Origin of the sequence: Empedobacter sp. R132-2 (genome assembly GCF_030324375.1) — a bacterium.
Lineage (GTDB): Bacteria > Bacteroidota > Bacteroidia > Flavobacteriales > Weeksellaceae > Empedobacter > Empedobacter falsenii_B.
This window is the reverse complement of sequence record NZ_JACAGG010000010.1, coordinates 21739-39280: the sequence shown is the minus strand read 5'-3', so window position 1 is coordinate 39280 and position 17542 is coordinate 21739. Positions and strand designations below refer to the sequence as shown.

Annotated in this window: 18 protein-coding genes; 9 read left to right on the top strand and 9 right to left on the bottom strand. The window is 31.8% G+C overall.

Translation table 11 applies throughout. The features are described from left to right. Positions 1-12: 12 nt before the first annotated feature. The gene (locus HXZ69_RS06885) at positions 13-768 is read right to left on the bottom strand and encodes a tyrosine-protein phosphatase (RefSeq protein WP_114998358.1); all 756 of its coding nucleotides are present in this window, start codon (positions 766-768) and stop codon (positions 13-15) included. A gap of 177 nt (positions 769-945) precedes the next feature. Here HXZ69_RS06885 and HXZ69_RS06880 point away from each other — a divergent pair, with 177 nt between their 5' ends. Together HXZ69_RS06880 and HXZ69_RS06875 are read left to right on the top strand one after the other, a co-directional pair. Continuing rightward, positions 946-1788 carry a siderophore-interacting protein gene (locus HXZ69_RS06880; protein WP_125349936.1) on the top strand — a complete coding sequence of 281 codons (843 nt, stop codon included), beginning with the start codon at positions 946-948 and terminating at the stop codon, positions 1786-1788. Positions 1789-1872: 84 nt separating this feature from the next. Then, entirely contained in the window at positions 1873-2595 is a 723-nt protein-coding gene (locus HXZ69_RS06875) for a GLPGLI family protein (RefSeq protein WP_125349935.1), read from the top strand. A 59-nt stretch (positions 2596-2654) separates the two neighbouring features. On the opposite strand, the gene meaB is transcribed toward HXZ69_RS06875, so the two are convergent. The 4 genes from meaB to HXZ69_RS06855 form a co-directional block, all read right to left on the bottom strand. Beyond that, positions 2655-3632, bottom strand: a complete 978-nt coding sequence (gene meaB / locus HXZ69_RS06870) for a methylmalonyl Co-A mutase-associated GTPase MeaB (RefSeq protein WP_125349934.1) — start codon at positions 3630-3632, stop codon at positions 2655-2657. 169 nt (positions 3633-3801) lie between these two features. Continuing rightward, positions 3802-4416, bottom strand: a complete 615-nt coding sequence (locus tag HXZ69_RS06865) for a helix-turn-helix domain-containing protein (RefSeq protein ID WP_114998328.1) — start codon at positions 4414-4416, stop codon at positions 3802-3804. Positions 4417-4719: 303 nt separating this feature from the next. After that, positions 4720-6819: a ferrous iron transport protein B gene (gene feoB, locus HXZ69_RS06860; protein ID WP_286495452.1), complete on the bottom strand. Its 2100-nt coding sequence runs from the start codon at positions 6817-6819 to the stop codon at positions 4720-4722. After that, positions 6819-7058, bottom strand: a complete 240-nt coding sequence (locus HXZ69_RS06855; protein WP_114998322.1) for a FeoA family protein — start codon at positions 7056-7058, stop codon at positions 6819-6821. The genes feoB and HXZ69_RS06855 overlap by 1 nt, the downstream gene beginning before the upstream one ends. Before the next feature lie 177 nt (positions 7059-7235). On the opposite strand from HXZ69_RS06855, the gene rplU reads away from it, so the two are divergent. Beyond that, entirely contained in the window at positions 7236-7541 is a 306-nt protein-coding gene (gene rplU / locus HXZ69_RS06850; RefSeq protein WP_019975660.1) for a 50S ribosomal protein L21, read from the top strand. A 43-nt stretch (positions 7542-7584) separates the two neighbouring features. Next, complete coding sequence (gene rpmA / locus HXZ69_RS06845) at positions 7585-7842, top strand: 50S ribosomal protein L27 (protein ID WP_038334883.1); 258 nt, start codon at positions 7585-7587, stop codon at positions 7840-7842. 73 nt (positions 7843-7915) lie between these two features. Here rpmA and HXZ69_RS06840 read toward each other — a convergent pair whose 3' ends face one another. The 3 genes from HXZ69_RS06840 to HXZ69_RS06830 form a co-directional block, all read right to left on the bottom strand. Beyond that, positions 7916-8506 (bottom strand): hypothetical protein, encoded by a 591-nt coding sequence (locus HXZ69_RS06840; protein WP_038334889.1) that lies wholly within the window; start codon positions 8504-8506, stop codon positions 7916-7918. 198 nt (positions 8507-8704) lie between these two features. After that, on the bottom strand, positions 8705-9760 hold the full coding sequence (thiL, locus tag HXZ69_RS06835; RefSeq protein WP_125349928.1) for a thiamine-phosphate kinase: 1056 nt from the start codon (positions 9758-9760) through the stop codon (positions 8705-8707). A gap of 4 nt (positions 9761-9764) precedes the next feature. Next, positions 9765-10271, bottom strand: coding sequence for an acyl-CoA thioesterase (locus tag HXZ69_RS06830; protein WP_286495451.1), 507 nt, complete (start codon positions 10269-10271; stop codon positions 9765-9767). A gap of 165 nt (positions 10272-10436) precedes the next feature. On the opposite strand from HXZ69_RS06830, the gene HXZ69_RS06825 reads away from it, so the two are divergent. The 5 genes from HXZ69_RS06825 to HXZ69_RS06805 all read left to right on the top strand — a co-directional run bounded on the left by HXZ69_RS06825 (position 10437) and on the right by HXZ69_RS06805 (position 16439). Then, entirely contained in the window at positions 10437-11264 is an 828-nt protein-coding gene (locus tag HXZ69_RS06825; RefSeq protein ID WP_114998314.1) for a universal stress protein, read from the top strand. A gap of 107 nt (positions 11265-11371) precedes the next feature. Continuing rightward, positions 11372-12208, top strand: a complete 837-nt coding sequence (locus HXZ69_RS06820) for a universal stress protein (RefSeq protein WP_286495450.1) — start codon at positions 11372-11374, stop codon at positions 12206-12208. Between the two features lie 69 nt (positions 12209-12277). Beyond that, entirely contained in the window at positions 12278-13489 is a 1212-nt protein-coding gene (locus HXZ69_RS06815; RefSeq protein WP_286495449.1) for a BaiN/RdsA family NAD(P)/FAD-dependent oxidoreductase, read from the top strand. Positions 13490-13627: 138 nt separating this feature from the next. Further along, positions 13628-14860: an OmpP1/FadL family transporter gene (locus HXZ69_RS06810; RefSeq protein WP_221854422.1), complete on the top strand. Its 1233-nt coding sequence runs from the start codon at positions 13628-13630 to the stop codon at positions 14858-14860. Positions 14861-14867: 7 nt separating this feature from the next. Beyond that, positions 14868-16439, top strand: a complete 1572-nt coding sequence (locus tag HXZ69_RS06805; protein ID WP_286495448.1) for an SGNH/GDSL hydrolase family protein — start codon at positions 14868-14870, stop codon at positions 16437-16439. A 70-nt stretch (positions 16440-16509) separates the two neighbouring features. On the opposite strand, the gene fbp is transcribed toward HXZ69_RS06805, so the two are convergent. After that, positions 16510-17526 carry a class 1 fructose-bisphosphatase gene (gene fbp, locus HXZ69_RS06800; RefSeq protein ID WP_114998305.1) on the bottom strand — a complete coding sequence of 339 codons (1017 nt, stop codon included), beginning with the start codon at positions 17524-17526 and terminating at the stop codon, positions 16510-16512. Positions 17527-17542: the final 16 nt, after the last annotated feature.

The following is a 17542-nucleotide window of genomic DNA, read 5'->3' as shown; positions in this document are numbered from 1 at the left end:
TCAATTGATCGCTTATTTTTTTATGTATAAATCTTTCATCAAATCTAAATCAACCTTTAAAATATCAGTTAAATAATTTTCGACTGAACCAAAATTCTTATTAATCGCTTCATAAGAACTTTCTAAATATTCAGGTAAAACATCAATTAGATATTTATAATTTGGATCGATTTTTAAGATGTGAGCATATTTTTGTTCCAAAAAGATATTAGAAGCCAAATAATCATCCATAATTGTATCTAAATCGACTTTCAAAGCAGATAAAATCATTGCTGTTGCAAATCCAGTTCGATCTTTTCCAGCTGTACAATGAAATAAAATTGGCGTTCTATTTTTGTGTTGAATAATATCAAAAAAGCTTTTGTATTGCGTTTGACACGTCTTATCTAAAACAAAATCCTCGTAAATTTTGCACATAAATTCTTTCGGATTTGAAATTCCAGCTTTGAATTGTTTCACTAAATTTTCGAAATGTCCAGAAGAAATATCCAAATGAACTTCGTGATTACAACTATTTGGAATGTGATCTTGATTTTTTAAACGTTCGTAAGTCGTGCGTAAATCAATAATTGTTCGAATTGGAAAATCGTTTAAAATCTCCAAGTCATCATCTGTCAAATTTGCTAAATCATCAGATCGAATTAACAATCCTTTTCTAATGACTTCATTTTTTGTGTTAATTATTCCACCTAAATCTCTGCAATTAAATCCGCCTTCAAGTGGAAGAGTTCTTTGTTCGAGCGAGATTTCGCAAAAAGTATTTTCCATTTTCTGTTCGTTTTTTAGGTTATTTTTTGATATGTAAAAGTTAAGGCTAATTATTTAGTTATCATATTAAAATGATATTAAAAAAAGTATAACTTTTTACTTTAACATTTTATTATTTTTATTCAATCTAAATTTATTTTATATTCGCATAGAATTAGAATAAATCTAAATAATCTGATGGGAGATAAAGTGAAAATTGCGAAGGAGAAGTTCATCTTAAAAAAGAAAGAATTTGTGACACCACATCTTATTCGCGTTCATTTGGAGAATGATGATGTTTCTTTTTTTAAGGATACAACGTTGGGCGGAACATGTAAATTACTTTTTCCACCGCTTGGAATCCGTGATATTCACTACGCTGAGTATGATGAAGAAAATCAAAAATGGATTTCGCCATCAGAAAAATTTAAACCAGTTTCTCGTACCTATACGTTGCGTGATATTGATGCAAAAAACAATGTGATTGTGATTGATATTGCAAATCATGGATTGAACGGTCCAGGATCGCGTTGGGCAAATGAGGCGAAAGTTGGAGATATGATTGGGGTTTCGATGAAGTCGAAAAAGAAAGACTTGGCTCCAAAAACAGATTTCATTTTCTTAGCTGCAGATTTAACAGGTTTGCCTGTAATTTCGGCAATTATAGAGTCTCTTCCTGCTAAAACAAACGGAATTGTTTGTGTGGAAGTGCCAACAGAAGATGATATTCACCAAATTGAAACAAAAGCAAATTTAGAATTTAAATGGATTGTGAATCAAAATGTAGGAAGCGGAATAGCTTTATATAGTTTGACAAAAAATCAGAAATTTCCGAAACGCAAAGACGGAAAACGATTTGCTTATGTTGCGGGGGAATCTAAATCTGTAAAGGAAATAAAATCATTTTTTAAAGATGATTTAGAATGGAAAAAAGACGAATTTTATTGTACATCGCATTGGAAAGCAGGAAAAGCAGAGAAAAATGCATTAGAAAATTGTCACGATAAAATAGAACAAGAATTGTTGGTAAGAGTTTTCTAAAAACAAGAGGGATATTTAATCAAAAAGCTTTATCAGAAATGGTGAAGCTTTTTTTGTTATCTTTAAATTTCTAATTGCATTAAAATGAAGTATATCTTATTGTTGTTGTTTTCAGTTTCAGTTTTTGGTCAAGAAAAATTTAAAGTAGAATATGAAAGACGGAATTTTATTAATTTGAATGATCCGAATCCAGAATCGAAAAGATTAAGAGAGGAAATGTTTTCGAAACCAAAATATATTGCTCTTTCTGTCGATGCAAATCAATGTCTTTCACAAGAAATAGAACGAATTGATAATTCGCAAGGACCAAAATATTCGATGAAAGTTTTAGGTGGTTTTAAAGATTTGGAAAGCTTTTATGATTTCGATACGAATTCAAAAATAATCATGAGAGAAATGGATTCCAAATTGTATAATATCTCTGATTCCATTGCAACTTATAAATGGAGTATTACGCGAGAATCCAAAAAAATAAAAGGTTATGATGTACGAAAAGCAGTAGCTGTTGACGCTAATTTCAACATAGAAGCGTGGTATGTTCCTTCGATAAAATCAAAATGTGGACCAGATGAATACAATGGTTTGCCAGGATTATTATTAGAACTGAAGAAAACTTCTTTGAAAGATGAAAATCAGTATACAACTTATAAGTTAGAATCAATTTCGATTGACGATAAGCTGAAACTACAAAAACCAACGAAAGGAAAAGTAATTTCGACACCAGAATTTGATAAAATTGAGAAAGAATATTATCAAAAAATACAAGAAAATATCAACAAAAAAACAGGAGTTGATAAAGATGATTAACAAAAAAACGGCTCAATTTTGAGCCGTTTTTTTGTTATTTTGATTCAATAATCGTAAACTTACTTATTAAGAAATTCATCAATTTCAGTGTGGTTATTCAACCAATCTTTTGCCATTTCGAATGCAGATAAATTTTTGCTTAATTCTAGTGGGTGTTCCTTAAGTAATTTTAAAAATTGTTGATTAATCAAATCAATTGTGTAGCGTTCCGCTTGATTAAGCTGTTGTTTTTCTCGGTTTGATGCGTAATAATTATTTTCATTAATAAAATTGAAATAATCATTGACCAATTCCCAAAGTTCAGGAATTCCTTTTCCGATTAATCCAGAACCGATAATTGATTTTCTTTTCCATTGAGAAGATTTGGTTGGTAAAAATTGCAATGAACGAACAATATCCAATTTTGCATCTTTCACTAATTTTTCTTGAAACGAATCTGATTTATTGACAAAAATTAAATCAGCCATTTCCATAATTCCTCGTTTTATTCCTTGTAAATCATCTCCAGAACCCGGAAGTTGAAGAAATAAGAAGAGATCTGAAATTTCATTTACTAAGGTTTCAGATTGTCCAACACCGACAGTTTCAATCAAAATATTTTCAAACCCTGCTGCTTCGCATAATAAAATTGCTTCATATGTACGTGAGGTAACACCACCTAAAGAACCGTTAGAAGCGCTTGGACGTATATAAGCATTCTCTTCTCGCGATAAGTCCTCCATGCGTGTTTTGTCGCCTAAAATACTTCCTTTTGAAAGGGAACTACTTGGATCAATTGCTAAAATCGCTACTTTTTCACCTTTACTTAGAATATATTTCCCCAAAGATTCGATAAAAGTACTTTTACCAACACCGGGAATTCCTGTAATGGCAATTCTTTTTGAAGTTTTGGAAACAGGTAATAAACTAATGATATGTTGCGCTAATTTCAAATCGTCTAAACGATTGCTTTCGGCTAGTGTAATAGCTCTTGATAAGGCAAAACGATCGCCTTCTTTTATTTTTTGAGCAAGTATTTCGGGGTCAATTTTTCGCATAAGACACAATCTTAGATTAAAGATAAAGTCTTAATTAAGAATAAAAAAATACAATCGAAATTTGTGAATGTATTTTATATAGCTCTTGCATTGATTGGTATAAAAAATAAAACAAATATAATTGTTTATATATTTTAAATTCAATTATATAAACTTCATTAATTCGTAATTATGAATTTTTTTGTTCCTCTTTAATTCTTTTTATAAAAGCAGAAGGAGATTCATTCATGATTTGAGTAAAAGTTGTTGTAAAAGTACTATGAGAAGCAAATCCGCAATCACTTGCTAAATAGCTTACTTTCGTGTTAATGTATTTCGGCTCATTTTGAAGTCGATTGACGATATAATTTACTCTCAATTCATTCAAATAAGAATTAAATTGCTTTTGACGATGAGTTTTAATGATTTCAGAAAGATATTTTGTATTCGTTTCAAATTGTTTTGATAATGAAGCAAGGTTAATATCTTTCTTAGTAAAGCCTTTATTCTTCTCAAATAACTCTAATTTTCGAAGTAAGTCATTCTCGGTTTTAGATGAAATGCTAAGGTTATTCGTTGGTTTTTCTTCAATCATAACCTCTGTTGGTGGAGTTGGAGAAATGATTTTATTTGTAACCTCTTCTTTGATTGGTTCAGAAGGAATTTCTTTAATCTCTTTTACAGAACTTATTTCTTCGACAGAAATCTCAGTTGATTGTTTAGTTTTTTTGGAAACAAAGTAAATAATTAATCCTAAGATAATTATCGCTGAAATTAATAATAAAATGATTAACCAAGTTTCCATTTTTTGTAAAATTTATATTCCGAATTAATAAAATAAAACCAATTGATAATCATTAAAATAATTGATTTTCAATGATTATACTATTTGTAAAAATACTCCGAAATTTTGAAATAAAAAAGGCTAACTTTTAAGAGTTAGCCTTTTTTTTGAAATTCATCTTTGCTTGGAGAACAACCACAGCCTTTTGAGCATCCGCCTCCTTTTGAACTAAATGAGTTTCTAATTAATTTTACAACATACCAAACTGCAAATCCGAAAAGGAAAGCGATAAAAATATATTGTATCCAAATATTGTCCATACTATTATTTTAAAAAATGATATGCAATAAATGCAACTACATATGCCAAACCTGTCATAAACCCTGTCTGAATCAATGTCCATTTCCAAGAATTTGTTTCGCGTTTTACGATCGCAATTGTACTCATACATTGCATTGCGAATGCATAAAATAACAACAATGAAACTCCTGTAGCGAGGTTATATGCTGGTTCTCCTGTGTTTTGGTTGATCTCATTTTTCATACGATGAAGTAAACGATCTTTTTGACCATTGTCCTCTACATCAACTTCTCCTAAACTGTAAACCGTTGACATTGTTCCGACAAAAACTTCACGCGCAGCGAATGACGAAATCAAACCAATTCCCATCTTCCAATCGTATCCTAATGGCTCTACAACTGGCTCTATAACTGAACCTAATCTACCCAAATAAGAATGTTCTAATTTATAAGAAGCAATTTCATTTGCTAAATCTTCTTCATTCATTTTTGGATGATGAGCAGTTACAATTTCTTCTGCATTTCTGAATTGTTCTCCAGGTCCGAAAGTTCCTAAAACCCAAAGAATAATCGAAATTGCAAATATGATTTTACCCGCATCAACTAAAAATCCTAACGTTTTTTCCCAAACATTAATTCCAACATTTTTCCAATCAGGAAGTTTGTACGTTGGCATTTCTAAAATTAGGTAACTTTTATGTTTTGCTTTAATGATTAAATCCAATAAAATAGCACTTCCTAATGCGCCTAAAACACCTAAAATGTACATCACAAATAACGCCAAAGCTTGGTAACTTAATCCAAAAATATGTTCGTCGGGAATTACTAAAGCAATTAAAACGATGTAAATTGGTAAACGAGCCGAACACGTCATAAAAGGCGTTACAAGTATCGTTAATAGACGCTCTTTGTCATTTTCGATATTACGTGCAGACATGATTGCAGGAACGGCACAGGCAACTCCAGAAATTAACGGAACAACACTTTTTCCGCTTAATCCAAATGGTTTTAACCATCTGTCCATTAAATAAACCACGCGGCTCATGTAGCCCGTTTCTTCCATTATTGAAATGAATAAAAACAAAATGGCAATTTGCGGAACGAAAACGGCAATCCCTTCTATACCTGGGATTATTGCACCTCCAATGATTTCGTTGATAGGTCCTTCAGGTATTAAACTAATTGCTTTTTCGTCGATCCAACCAAATAAATCTTCGACCATTGTCATTAATGGTGCAGACCACGCATAAACAGCTTGAAAGATTAATAATAAAATTCCTAAAAAGATGATGTATCCAAAAACTGGATGAATCAATGTTTTATCAATTTTATCGGTTAAGGTTTCATTTCCGTCAAAATTATATGAAATAATATCGTTTAATTTTTCCTCTAAAATTTTATTTCGATCTAAGGCTTCTTTGACTTGTAATCGTTTCGAAACAATAGAATTTTCTTTTTTAATTGTATCTAATTTACTTAGATTTTCTTTCGATTCGAACGGAACTTCTTTCTGTGAAAGATATTGCCAAGCTAAATAATCAGATTTAAGATTAAATTCATTCTTGATTTTTTCTACAATAGAAAGATACTCTTTCGGAATTTCGTAATGACGATTATATGGAGTTGCGTCTTTTGTAAAAGCTTCTACTAATTCATCAATTCCTTCGCTTGTACGCGCGTTTGTTAAGTATATTTTTGTTTGAAGAAAATCTTCTAACTTTTTCAAATCAATATTAAGTCCCTTGCTTTTGATTTCATCTTTCATATTGATGACAAAAATTGCAGGAACGTCTAAATCTCGAACTTGTTGATACAACAAAATCGATCGTTTTAGATTAGATGGCTCACCAATAACAACTGCTAAATTTGGGTAATGACTATTGGTTTTGTCTCCTAAAGTTTTGAATACAATTTCTTCATCCAAAGAACTTGGATAAATTGTATACGTTCCGGGAAAATCTGTAATTTGGAATTTATTTCCATTTCGTTCTATTTTACCTTCGCGCTTTTCTACCGTCACACCAGGATAATTCCCAACTTTTTGACGAAGATTTGTTAATTTATTAAATAACGAAGTTTTACCAACATTTGGGTTACCAATTAAGGCAATTTTATAATGATTCATTATTTTTTTGTTATCAAAATTTTATCGGCTTCGTTTCTTCTTAAAGCTAAAACAGACTTATTAGAGATGATACTGATGCAAATAGGACCACCAAATGGAGCCTTATTTTTTACCAATAAACTTGTTCCAGGAATAAAGCCCATTTCATAAAACTTTGCAGGAATATCTTCGGTACTAAACCCTGTTACAACTGCTTGTTCGCCAATTTTTAAATCTTTTAAAGAATAATTTTCAATCATTTCTACCAATCTATCTATGAATTATCTCAAAGGCAAAGATACTTATTTTTAATTAATCCAAATAGAAGATATGTCATAGTTTTTTTATCTTTCTAATTAAATTTCAATGAATTCAAGTATCTAAATTCAAAATTTTGATTATCTTTGCACTCAATTTTCATTTATAAACATTAATTTATGTACGCAATTGTAGAGATAGCAGGGCTTCAATACAAAGTTGAAAAAGACCAACAATTGTTTGTAAACCGTTTAGCTGGTGAAGCAGGTGACGAAGTAAAATTCGACCGTGTTTTATTAACAGATAACGGAGCAATCACTGTCGGCGCCCCAGTTATAGACGGAGTTACCGTAGTAGCTAAAATCGTTGAACACGTGAAAGGAGACAAAGTAATCGTTTTCAAAAAGAAAAGAAGAAAAGGTTACCAAAAGTCTAACGGTCATCGTCAACAATTCACTAAAATTGAAGTAGCTTCAATCGGTTAAGATTGAGCTGAGATTAATTATTAACTCTTAAAAACAAAACGAAATGGCACATAAGAAAGGGGTCGGAAGTTCGAAAAATGGTCGTGAATCACATTCGAAACGTTTAGGTGTTAAAATTTTTGGTGGACAAGCAGCAATCGCTGGTAACATTATTGTTCGTCAAAGAGGTACTCAACATCATCCTGGTGATAATGTAGGAATCGGTAAAGATCACACATTATTCGCTTTAATTGACGGAAAAGTAGTTTTCACTAAAAAACGTAACGATAGATCTTACGTTTCAGTTGAACCATTATCTTAATTGATAATTCGACAGCGAAAATGCTAACAATATAAAAGCTCGAACTTATTACTTCGAGCTTTTTTTATGATTTTTATTCTTCTAAGTCTACAGCTCCTTTAGAGTATACTTCATCAGAATTTAAGTTTATGTTGAATCCTTTTTCAATTAACTTATCTCGAATTAATTTCCTTTTTCCCCAAGGATCAATAGATTGGATAATTCCTTTTTTATCAAAATAAAATGAATAATACAATGGATTACTCGTACCATGTTTACATTGGAAGGTATTTTCGTTTAAATTTAATTTCTTAGAATTTATTGGTTTTAAAAATTTATACCTTTTAAAATTAATGTCAGCAGAATCTATAATAGCAATTGTATAGTTTTTATACTCATATTGTTGAGTTTTCTCATTTGTGTTACAAGATCCTAAGTATGCCATAAAAGTAATTCCAACTCCAAATTCAGCATTATTAAAAAAAACTTTTCTATCAGGACTTTTTAATTTATCAAAACCTAGAATTAAATAAGAATTATTAGGATTAATACGTTCATTATGTTTTTCTCCTAATTCAATAAAAGTATCAACTGTTTTTTTTAGTTGTTTGCTCTTATAAGTAGAATTGAATGTTGATGAACATGAACAAAAAAATAGAATAAATGAAAGTAAAAAGTATTTCATAAGTGGTTAATTAATAGAACTAAATTACAACTTATTTCAACTAAAAAAGCATCCAATTTCTTGAATGCTTTTTGATTTTATTATTTTGAAGAGAAGCTGAAATGAAATCAGCTTGACACGTTTTGTTTTGATAATTCGTTAAGTCATCTGAACTCGTTTAAGGATCACATTTTTTAATTAGCGAATTATCTCATTAACCTATTCTTCTTCCGTTTCAACTCCCCAACCTTGTGCAGTTAATGGAACCATTTGCTCACTTCCACGAGTAATCAAATAGTTTTCTTCGTTTTTACCAGTTACATGACCAATTACCGTTAAATGTGGATTTCCTTTGATTTTTTCAAAATCTTTTTGATCAATTGTAAACAATAATTCGTAATCTTCTCCACCGCTTAAAGCACATGTGATTGGATTGATTTTGAATTCTTCGGCTGTGCGAATAACAACAGAATCTAACGGGATTTTTTCTTCGTATATATTAATTCCAACACCACTTTCTTTTGAGATATGAATAATTTCAGAAGATAATCCGTCCGAAATATCAATCATAGAAGTTGGTTTAACTTTCAACTCTTTCAAAAGATTGATAATATCCAAACGCGCTTCAGGTTTTAATTGACGTTCAATTAAATATGAATAATTTTCGAAATCTGGTTGATTATTAGGATTCACTTTTGAAACTTGCGCTTCGCGTTCCAAAACTTGCAAACCAAGAAAAGAAGCACCTAAATCTCCAGAAAGAACAACCAAATCATTTTCCTTCGCACCATTTCTATAAGTCAAATCTTTTTCTGGAGCCGAGCCAATTGCAGTCATACTCAAAACAAGTCCGCTAACAGAAGAAGTTGTATCGCCTCCCACAATATCGATATTGTATTTATCGCAAGCGTATTTCATTCCGTTGTAAATTTCGTCCACAGCTTCTATCGTAAAACGATTCGAAATTGCCATCGAAATCAACAATTGTTTTGGAATAGCATTCATCGCCAAAATATCACTAATTGCCGTCACAACCGCTTTGTACCCCAAGTGACGTAAAGGCATATACGACCAGCTAAAATTTACGCCTTCTACTAACATATCAGTAGAAACCACAATTTTCTCTTTTTTATAATCAAGAACAGCCGCATCGTCACCAATTCCTTTGATAGAACTTTCTAATTTGATTGGAAAACCTTCTTTGATTTGGTTAATTAAACCAAATTCTCCAATTTCGGCTAAACTTGTTTTTGAAACGTTTTTATCTTCTAACATGATTTTATTTTTGAGTAAAGATTGAAGGATCTATATTTTCTGAACGAAAAGGTAAATTGATAATGTCTTGTTTCGACATTGTTTTCACGATTTGTCCTTCAAATGATTTTTTAATATTTTCTAACATTTCTGTTGGTGGTGCTTGCATTTTTCTTTTCGACATCGAAAACCAAACACCTGTCAATTCAGAATGGCAAAGATGTACACCATCTTGGTTATATAAATTATGAATAAATTGATAAATCATTCCATCTTCCGACATTCCACCAATTTCTACCGAAATATAAATTTCTTCACCTTCCATAGCTTCCTTAAAAAAAGAAAATTGTTCGTGCAAAATAGCTGGTCCAATTCCATATTCCTCCAAATTTTTCATCGAAATGCCATAATCTCTCAAAAAAGCAATACGTGCAAAACTTGTAAAATTCATATACGAAGCGTTCGCTAAATGGCGATTAGCATCCAAATCTGACCATCGAATAATGGTTTTTTGAAAATATTTATTATTCATGAATTGAAAAATTATTTAAGGTACAAAGTTACGGATTACTATTTATACGAAAATGATAATATTTTTAATCATCGTAAATAATAAAAAACAATAAGATTTAACATCAAATTAAAATATAGATATTTAATAATTTGTATCTTTAAAAAGCTATTAAACAGACAGATTATGAAAAAAATATTATTTCCAACAGATTTTTCAGAAACAGCAAATAATGCGTTTTTGTATGCGTTAAATTTAGCCGAAAATCAAAATGCAGAATTATATGTTTTGCATGCTTTTCAGTATCCAATGGTAAGTGGAGGAATCGATGCTGGTATTTTGCAAGATGTTTATAATACAATTGAATTAAATAATTTCGAGAATTTAAAAGATCATATTCCGTTCTTGAGAAAAATGGCTGAGGATAATGGTTTTGCAAATGTTGATTTGAAATTTTTCGTAAAAGAAGGAATGCTTTCGTTTGTATTGCCAACATTTATCGAAGATGAAAAAGTGGATTTTGTAGTAATGGGAACGACTGGAAATACAGGATTTGATAAAGTCCTTTTTGGTTCGAATACGATGAATGCAATAAAACATCTTAAAATTCCGGTATTGAGCGTGCCAAATGGTTACGAATTCAAAGGAATAAATAATATTGGATTTACGACAATTTTCCAAGATAAAGACCGCAAAGCCTTAGATTATTTAACCGAAATTGCTTATCGCTATAAAGCAAAAGTGCATTGCTTACACGTTTCGAAAGATGGAAATTACGATATTCCGACGCTTAATCATTGGAAAGAATATTATAAAGATGAACCTGTAGATTTTTTTATTTATACTGCGGATGAATCTGTAGATGCAGTTTTGGAATTTATTAAAGAAGAAAAAATTGATTTGTTGACAGTAGTTAGCCGTAACAAAGGCTTCTTCGAGAAATTATTTTCACCAAGTTTTACAAAGAAAATTTTGACACAACACAACGTGCCTTTGTTTGTTTTCCACGAATAAGATAATTTATACTGAATATACAAAAAGCTTAATCTGTAGAAATAGATTGAGCTTTTTTCGTGTTGAAATAAAATTATTCGTAACTTTTGAGTACAAAACACGAAAAGATGAAAAAAATATTGTTCCCGACAGATTTCTCAGAAACAGCTAATAACGCCTTTTTATATGCACTAAATCTTGCAAAAAGTATCGATGCACAAGTTTATGTGTTGCATGTTTACGAATTGCCAATGATTACAGGAAGTTTGAGTGCTGGATTGATTCAGAATGTATATGAAACGGTAGAATTAGGAAGTTTTGACAACTTCAAAGATAATATTCCGCAATTAAGACAAATAGCTGTTGAAAATGATTTGAATGAAATTCCAATCAAATTTATCTTAGAAGAAGGAAATTTCTTATATATTTTACGTGAAATTATTGGAGAAGAAAGCGTTGATTTTGTAGTGATGGGAACAGACGGAAATTCAGGAATAGAAAAAATGCTTTTCGGTTCGAATACGATAAATGCGATTACGTCGATGGAAGTTCCAATTCTTAGTATTCCGCATGGAATGTCTTTCAAAGGATTTAAGAATATTGGTTTTACTACTGTTTTTGATCAAAAAGATAAAGATGCATTGAAGTATTTGATCGAAATTGCAAATCGTCATCATGCAAAAATTCATTGCATGCACGTTTCGAAAGACGGAAAATTTAATCAACAAGCGATGAAAGATTGGCAAGATCAGTTTGCTGGAGATCCAATTGTATTTGAAGTTTATCATGATGCAGATCCTGTAAATGCGGTGTTGGATTTTATCAAGGAAAAACAAATAGATTTGTTGACGGTTGTAAGCCGCAATAAAGGGTTTTTTGATAAGATTTTTTCACCAGGATTTACAAAGAAAATTGCAAATAAAAATATTACACCTTTGTTCGTTTTTCATGAACAAAAAGTTTAGAAGGAGATGTGAAAACATTTCCTTTTTTTATCAAAAATTCTGTTAAAAATAAAACTTTACCTTTGTCTCGTGAAAAGAATAGCCATAGTAGGAGGTGGTGCCGCAGGATATTTTGTTGCTGCAAACCTTGGAAAAACTGTAGGACAACAAACTATATTGTTTGAACAAGCAAATTTACCGCTTCAAAAAGTACGCATTTCGGGCGGAGGAAGATGTAATGTTACGCATGCATGTTTTGATCCGCTTGATTTGGTCGAGTTTTATCCGCGTGGAAGAAAGGAATTATTAAGTGTTTTTTACACGTTTCAACCGGGTGATACAATGGCTTGGTTTGATGAGCGCGGAGTAGAATTGAAAATAGAAGACGATAACCGTATTTTTCCAGTTAGCGATTCTTCACTTTCGATTATAGAGGCTTTGACAAAAGCGGTTGATAAAAATAAAGTTCAGCTTAATTTCTCAGACGGTGTGCAAGAAATTAATAAAGTTGATGGTGGTTATGAATTGATAACAAAATCAGGAAAACATTTTTTCGAAACGGTGATTGTGACAACAGGAAGTACGCCTAAATTTTGGAAAAGTTTGAAAAATATAGGTTTGAAAATCGTTCAACCAGTTCCTTCTTTATTCACGTTTAATTGCAAAGATCCTCGAATTGAAGGATTGATGGGAATTTCTTTCGATAATGCTGAAGTCAAAATCAATCAACAAAAATTAGAAGAAGAAGGTCCGTTACTAATTACGCATTGGGGATTTAGTGGACCAGCGATTTTGAGATTATCGGCTTGGGGTGCTTTAAAATTGAATGAAAGCAATTATAAATTCGAAACTGAAATCAATTTTGTAAATCAATCTAAAGACGAAATCATTTCATTTTTGAATGATAAAAAACAAGTTGATGCTAAGAAAAATGTGCATAAAAATAATCCATTCGATTTTCCGAAGCGTTTTTGGTTTAGTATTCTGAGCTATTGTAATATAGATGAAAACAAGGTTTATGCAGATTTATCGAAAAAACACATCGAAGCAATTGCAATAGAATTGACGCAAGGAAAATACCAAATTAATGGAAAAAGTACGTTCAAAGATGAGTTTGTAACGGCAGGCGGTGTCGATTTGAAAGAAATTGATTTTCATTCGATGCAAGCAAAAAAAATCCCACAATTGTTTATGGCTGGAGAGGTTTTAAATATTGATGCTATAACAGGTGGATTCAATTTTCAGGCATGTTGGTCTGAAGGTTATATTATATCTGAAAAAATCAAAGAAATTTATCAATAGTGTATATTTTACACGAATGTTATTCTGGCTGAAAGCCTTAATAGTAAAGATTTTTTCAAAATTTATTATGTTAACATAACGTTATTATAAAATTATGTTATTTTTGTTTAAAGGAATTATTAAAAACGAACAAAAAATATGAAGAAAATTTTCTTAACCTTAGCATTAATCGGCTTATCTTCTTCTGCATTTGCAGGTGGATACCGAGTTGCTTTACAAGGAGTTCGCCAAGCAGCATTGGGGGGAACTTCTGCAACACAAACTCACGATGCGAGTGTTGCGTTTTATAATCCTGCAGGTTTAGCTTTTGTTGATAGTAAATTGAGTATTGCTGTCGGAGGTTTTGGTGTAAAAACTGACGTAAAATGGCAAGATCCAATGACGTTACAAAAAGCAGAAACAGATAGTAAATTAGGAACACCAATGTATTTGGCAGTTAGTTACAAGCCTGTAGATGATTTAGCAATTGGATTGAGTGTTACGACGCCTTTTGGTAGTTCGGTTACGTGGCCAGAAGATTGGCAAAACAAAGCAAATATTACACATATTGACTTGAAAGCATTCAATATTCAGCCAACGGTTGCATATCGTTTTTCTGACTGGTTTAGTTTGGGTGTAGGTTTCATTTATACACACGGAACAGCTAAATTAGAGAAAGTACAAACAGTTGCTGGAAATGATATTAAACTTAAATTAGAGGATAAAGATGCCCATGGTTTAGGATTTAATGTTGGAGCAATGTTCAAGCCAACAGATAAATTTGGAGTTGGAATTGCGTACCGTTCTAATGTAGATGTTTCTGCAAACAAAGGTGATGTTACATGGTCGAATGTTCCTTCTGGAATTGCATCTAATGTACCTTTTAATACAGATAAATGGAATACAACTTTACCATTACCATCAGAGTTTACATTTGGGATGTCATACAAAGTTTTACCACAATTAGAACTTTTTGGAGATGTAGTTTGGCAAAACTGGACACGTTACAAAAGTTTAGATATCAATTTATATAATGATGCTTCTAATACTTTCTACACATCATCTTCTACGAAAAACTGGAAAGACAATACATTATTCCGTTTTGGAGCTGAGTATACTTTCAGCGAGATGATTGTTGGACGTGTTGGTTATTATCACGATAAATCACCAGTGCCATCAGCTTATTGGTCATCAGAAACACCAAGTTCTAACTTAAATTCAGTTTCAGCTGGATTAGGATTTAGATTCGAGTCAGGATTTAATGTTGATTTATTTGGATCATATGTAAAAGGAGACGAAAGACATATTGATAATATTCAACAAAACTTCTCTGGAGATGTTAAAATGCGTGCTATAAACTTTGGTTTAGGCGTATCGTACAACTTAAAATAAGACAAAAATGAAACACTTAAATAAAATAGTATTAGTTGCATTAGCTGCTACGATGTTTAACTGTAGCGAAGATTTCGAACATCCAATTGAAGATATTCAAGTTTCTGCTGGTGAAGCAAACTTTTCTACATATATCGCATTAGGAAACTCGTTAACTTCTGGTTATAGAGATAATGCATTGTACAAATCTGGACAAGAAAATTCTTACCCAAACATGTTAGCTGGATTGATGAAAGCTGCAGGAGGAGGAGAATTTAAAATTCCATATATGTCAAATGATACAGGTGGATTTACTGATTTACCAGGTTTTCCAGGTAAATTGAATTTACAAATTGTAAATGGAGCTTTAACACCAGTTCCAAGTGCTGCGGGTGGAGCTTTAGATATCTTAGCAGATAAAGGAAAGTTTCAAAATATGGGAGTTCCAGGTGCTAAGTCTTATCATTTAGTTGCGCCAGGTTATGGAAATCCAGCAGGCTTAAAAACTGATCCAGCAACAGCGAATCCTTATTTTGTACGTTTTGCAAGTGGTGCGACAACTTCTGTAGTTGCAGATGCAGTTGCTCAAAAGCCAACATTTTTCTCTTATTGGATTGGGAACAATGATGTATTAGGTTATGCAACATCTGGAGGAGTTGGAGTAGATCATAATGAAACAAATAATGTTGATCCAAGAACTTATGGAAGTAATGATATTTCTAATGTAAATGTGGTAAAATCTACAATTAATGATGGATTAAAAGCATTAACATCGGTAGGAGCAAAAGGAGTTATTGCAAATATTCCTTCTGTAACATCTATTCCATATTTTACAACGGTTCCATACGCACCTTTATCACCAGCAAATCCAAGTTTTGCACCAATGATTGATGAATTGAATGCAACTTATGCAGGATTAAATCAAGTATTTGATGCAGTTGGTGCTTCAGAAAGAAAAATTTCTTTTTCTAAGACTGCTGCAAGTGCTGTAGTAATTAAAGATAAAGATTTAGCGGATTTATCAACAACGATTACTGCTGCATTAATTAAAGCAGGATATGATACTGGTACTGCAACTTTGTTTGGAATTACTTATGGACAAGCTCGTCAAGCAACAGCAAAAGATTTATTGGTTTTGACTTCTTCATCTGTAATTGGAAAAGTTGACACAAATAGAGTTGCAGAATTAATGAAGTTAGGGTTAACTCAAGAGAAAGCTGGTAAATTATCAGTAGTAGGTGTTAGTTATCCAATGACAGATAATTATGTATTAACAGCAAAAGAAACTGCGAAAGCAGAAGCAGCTGTAGTTAAATACAATGCAGCAATTGCGGAGTTAGCAACTGCTTATAATTTAGCTTTAGTTGATGCATATTCTGAAATGAAAAAATTAAGTTCTCAATCAGGGATTAAATATTACGGACAAACATATACAACAACTTTCGTTTCTGGTGGAGCGTTCTCATTAGATGGAGTTCACTTAACTGGAACTGGATATGCAATTGTCGCAAATATGTTTGCTGATGCAATCAACCAAAAATATCATTCAACTTTAAGACACGTTTACCCAGGAAATTATCCAGGTATTGCAATTCCTTAATTGAATGTTTAGATAACAAAAAAATCCGCTCATCGAGCGGATTTTTTATTATTTATGTTTTTTGAAATGATTATTTCAATTCTTCATTTCGCATAAATTCTTCTGCTTTTTCGACCATATTTTTCGATCCGCAAAAGAAAGGAATACGTTGGTGTAATTCTGTAGGTTCAATATCCATAATGCGTTGGAAACCGTCAGAAGCTTTTCCTCCTGCTTGTTCCGCGATAAAAGCCATCGGGTTGCATTCGTACAATAAACGTAATTTTCCGTTCGGATTATTTGTTCCAGAAGGATAAATATAAATTCCTCCTTTCAGCATGTTTCGGTGAAAATCTGAGCATAAAGAACCAATGTAACGAGAAGTGTACGGACGATCTTCCTCATCTGCCTGACAGTATTTGATGTAATTTTTAACCCCTTGAGGGAATTTTACATAATTACCTTCGTTAACTGAATAAATGTGTCCATCTTCTGGAATACACATATTTGGATGAGATAAATAGAACGTTCCGATTCCTGGGTTCAATGTAAATCCATTTACACCATTTCCTGTTGTATAAACTAACATTGTCGATGTTCCATAAATTACATATCCCGCAGCAACTTGCTTATTTCCTGGTTGTAAGAAATCTGCTTTTGTAACAGGTGTTCCAGGTTCAGAAACACGGTGGTAGATTGAGAAAATTGTTCCAACAGAAACATTTACGTCGATGTTTGATGAGCCATCAAGTGGATCAATCAACACAACATATTTACTGTTTTTTGAATTTTTTGAAGGTTGAATCGCGATAAAATCTTCGTTTTCTTCCGAAGCAATACCACAAACAACTTCGCGTTGCGACAACGTTTCGATAAACGTATCGTTTGCGAAAACATCTAATTTTTGTTGTTTTTCTCCTTGGACATTTTCATTTCCGAATTCGCCTAAGATATTTACAAGTCCTGCTTTGTTTACTTTATAATTAACAACTTTTGTAGCTAATTTAATAGAACTCAGTAATCTAGATAATTCTCCGGATGAGTAAATAAAATCTGCTTGATTTTCTATGATAAACTCTCCAAGAGTTTGATGAGAATTAGTATTCATAATTATGTTTTGCTGG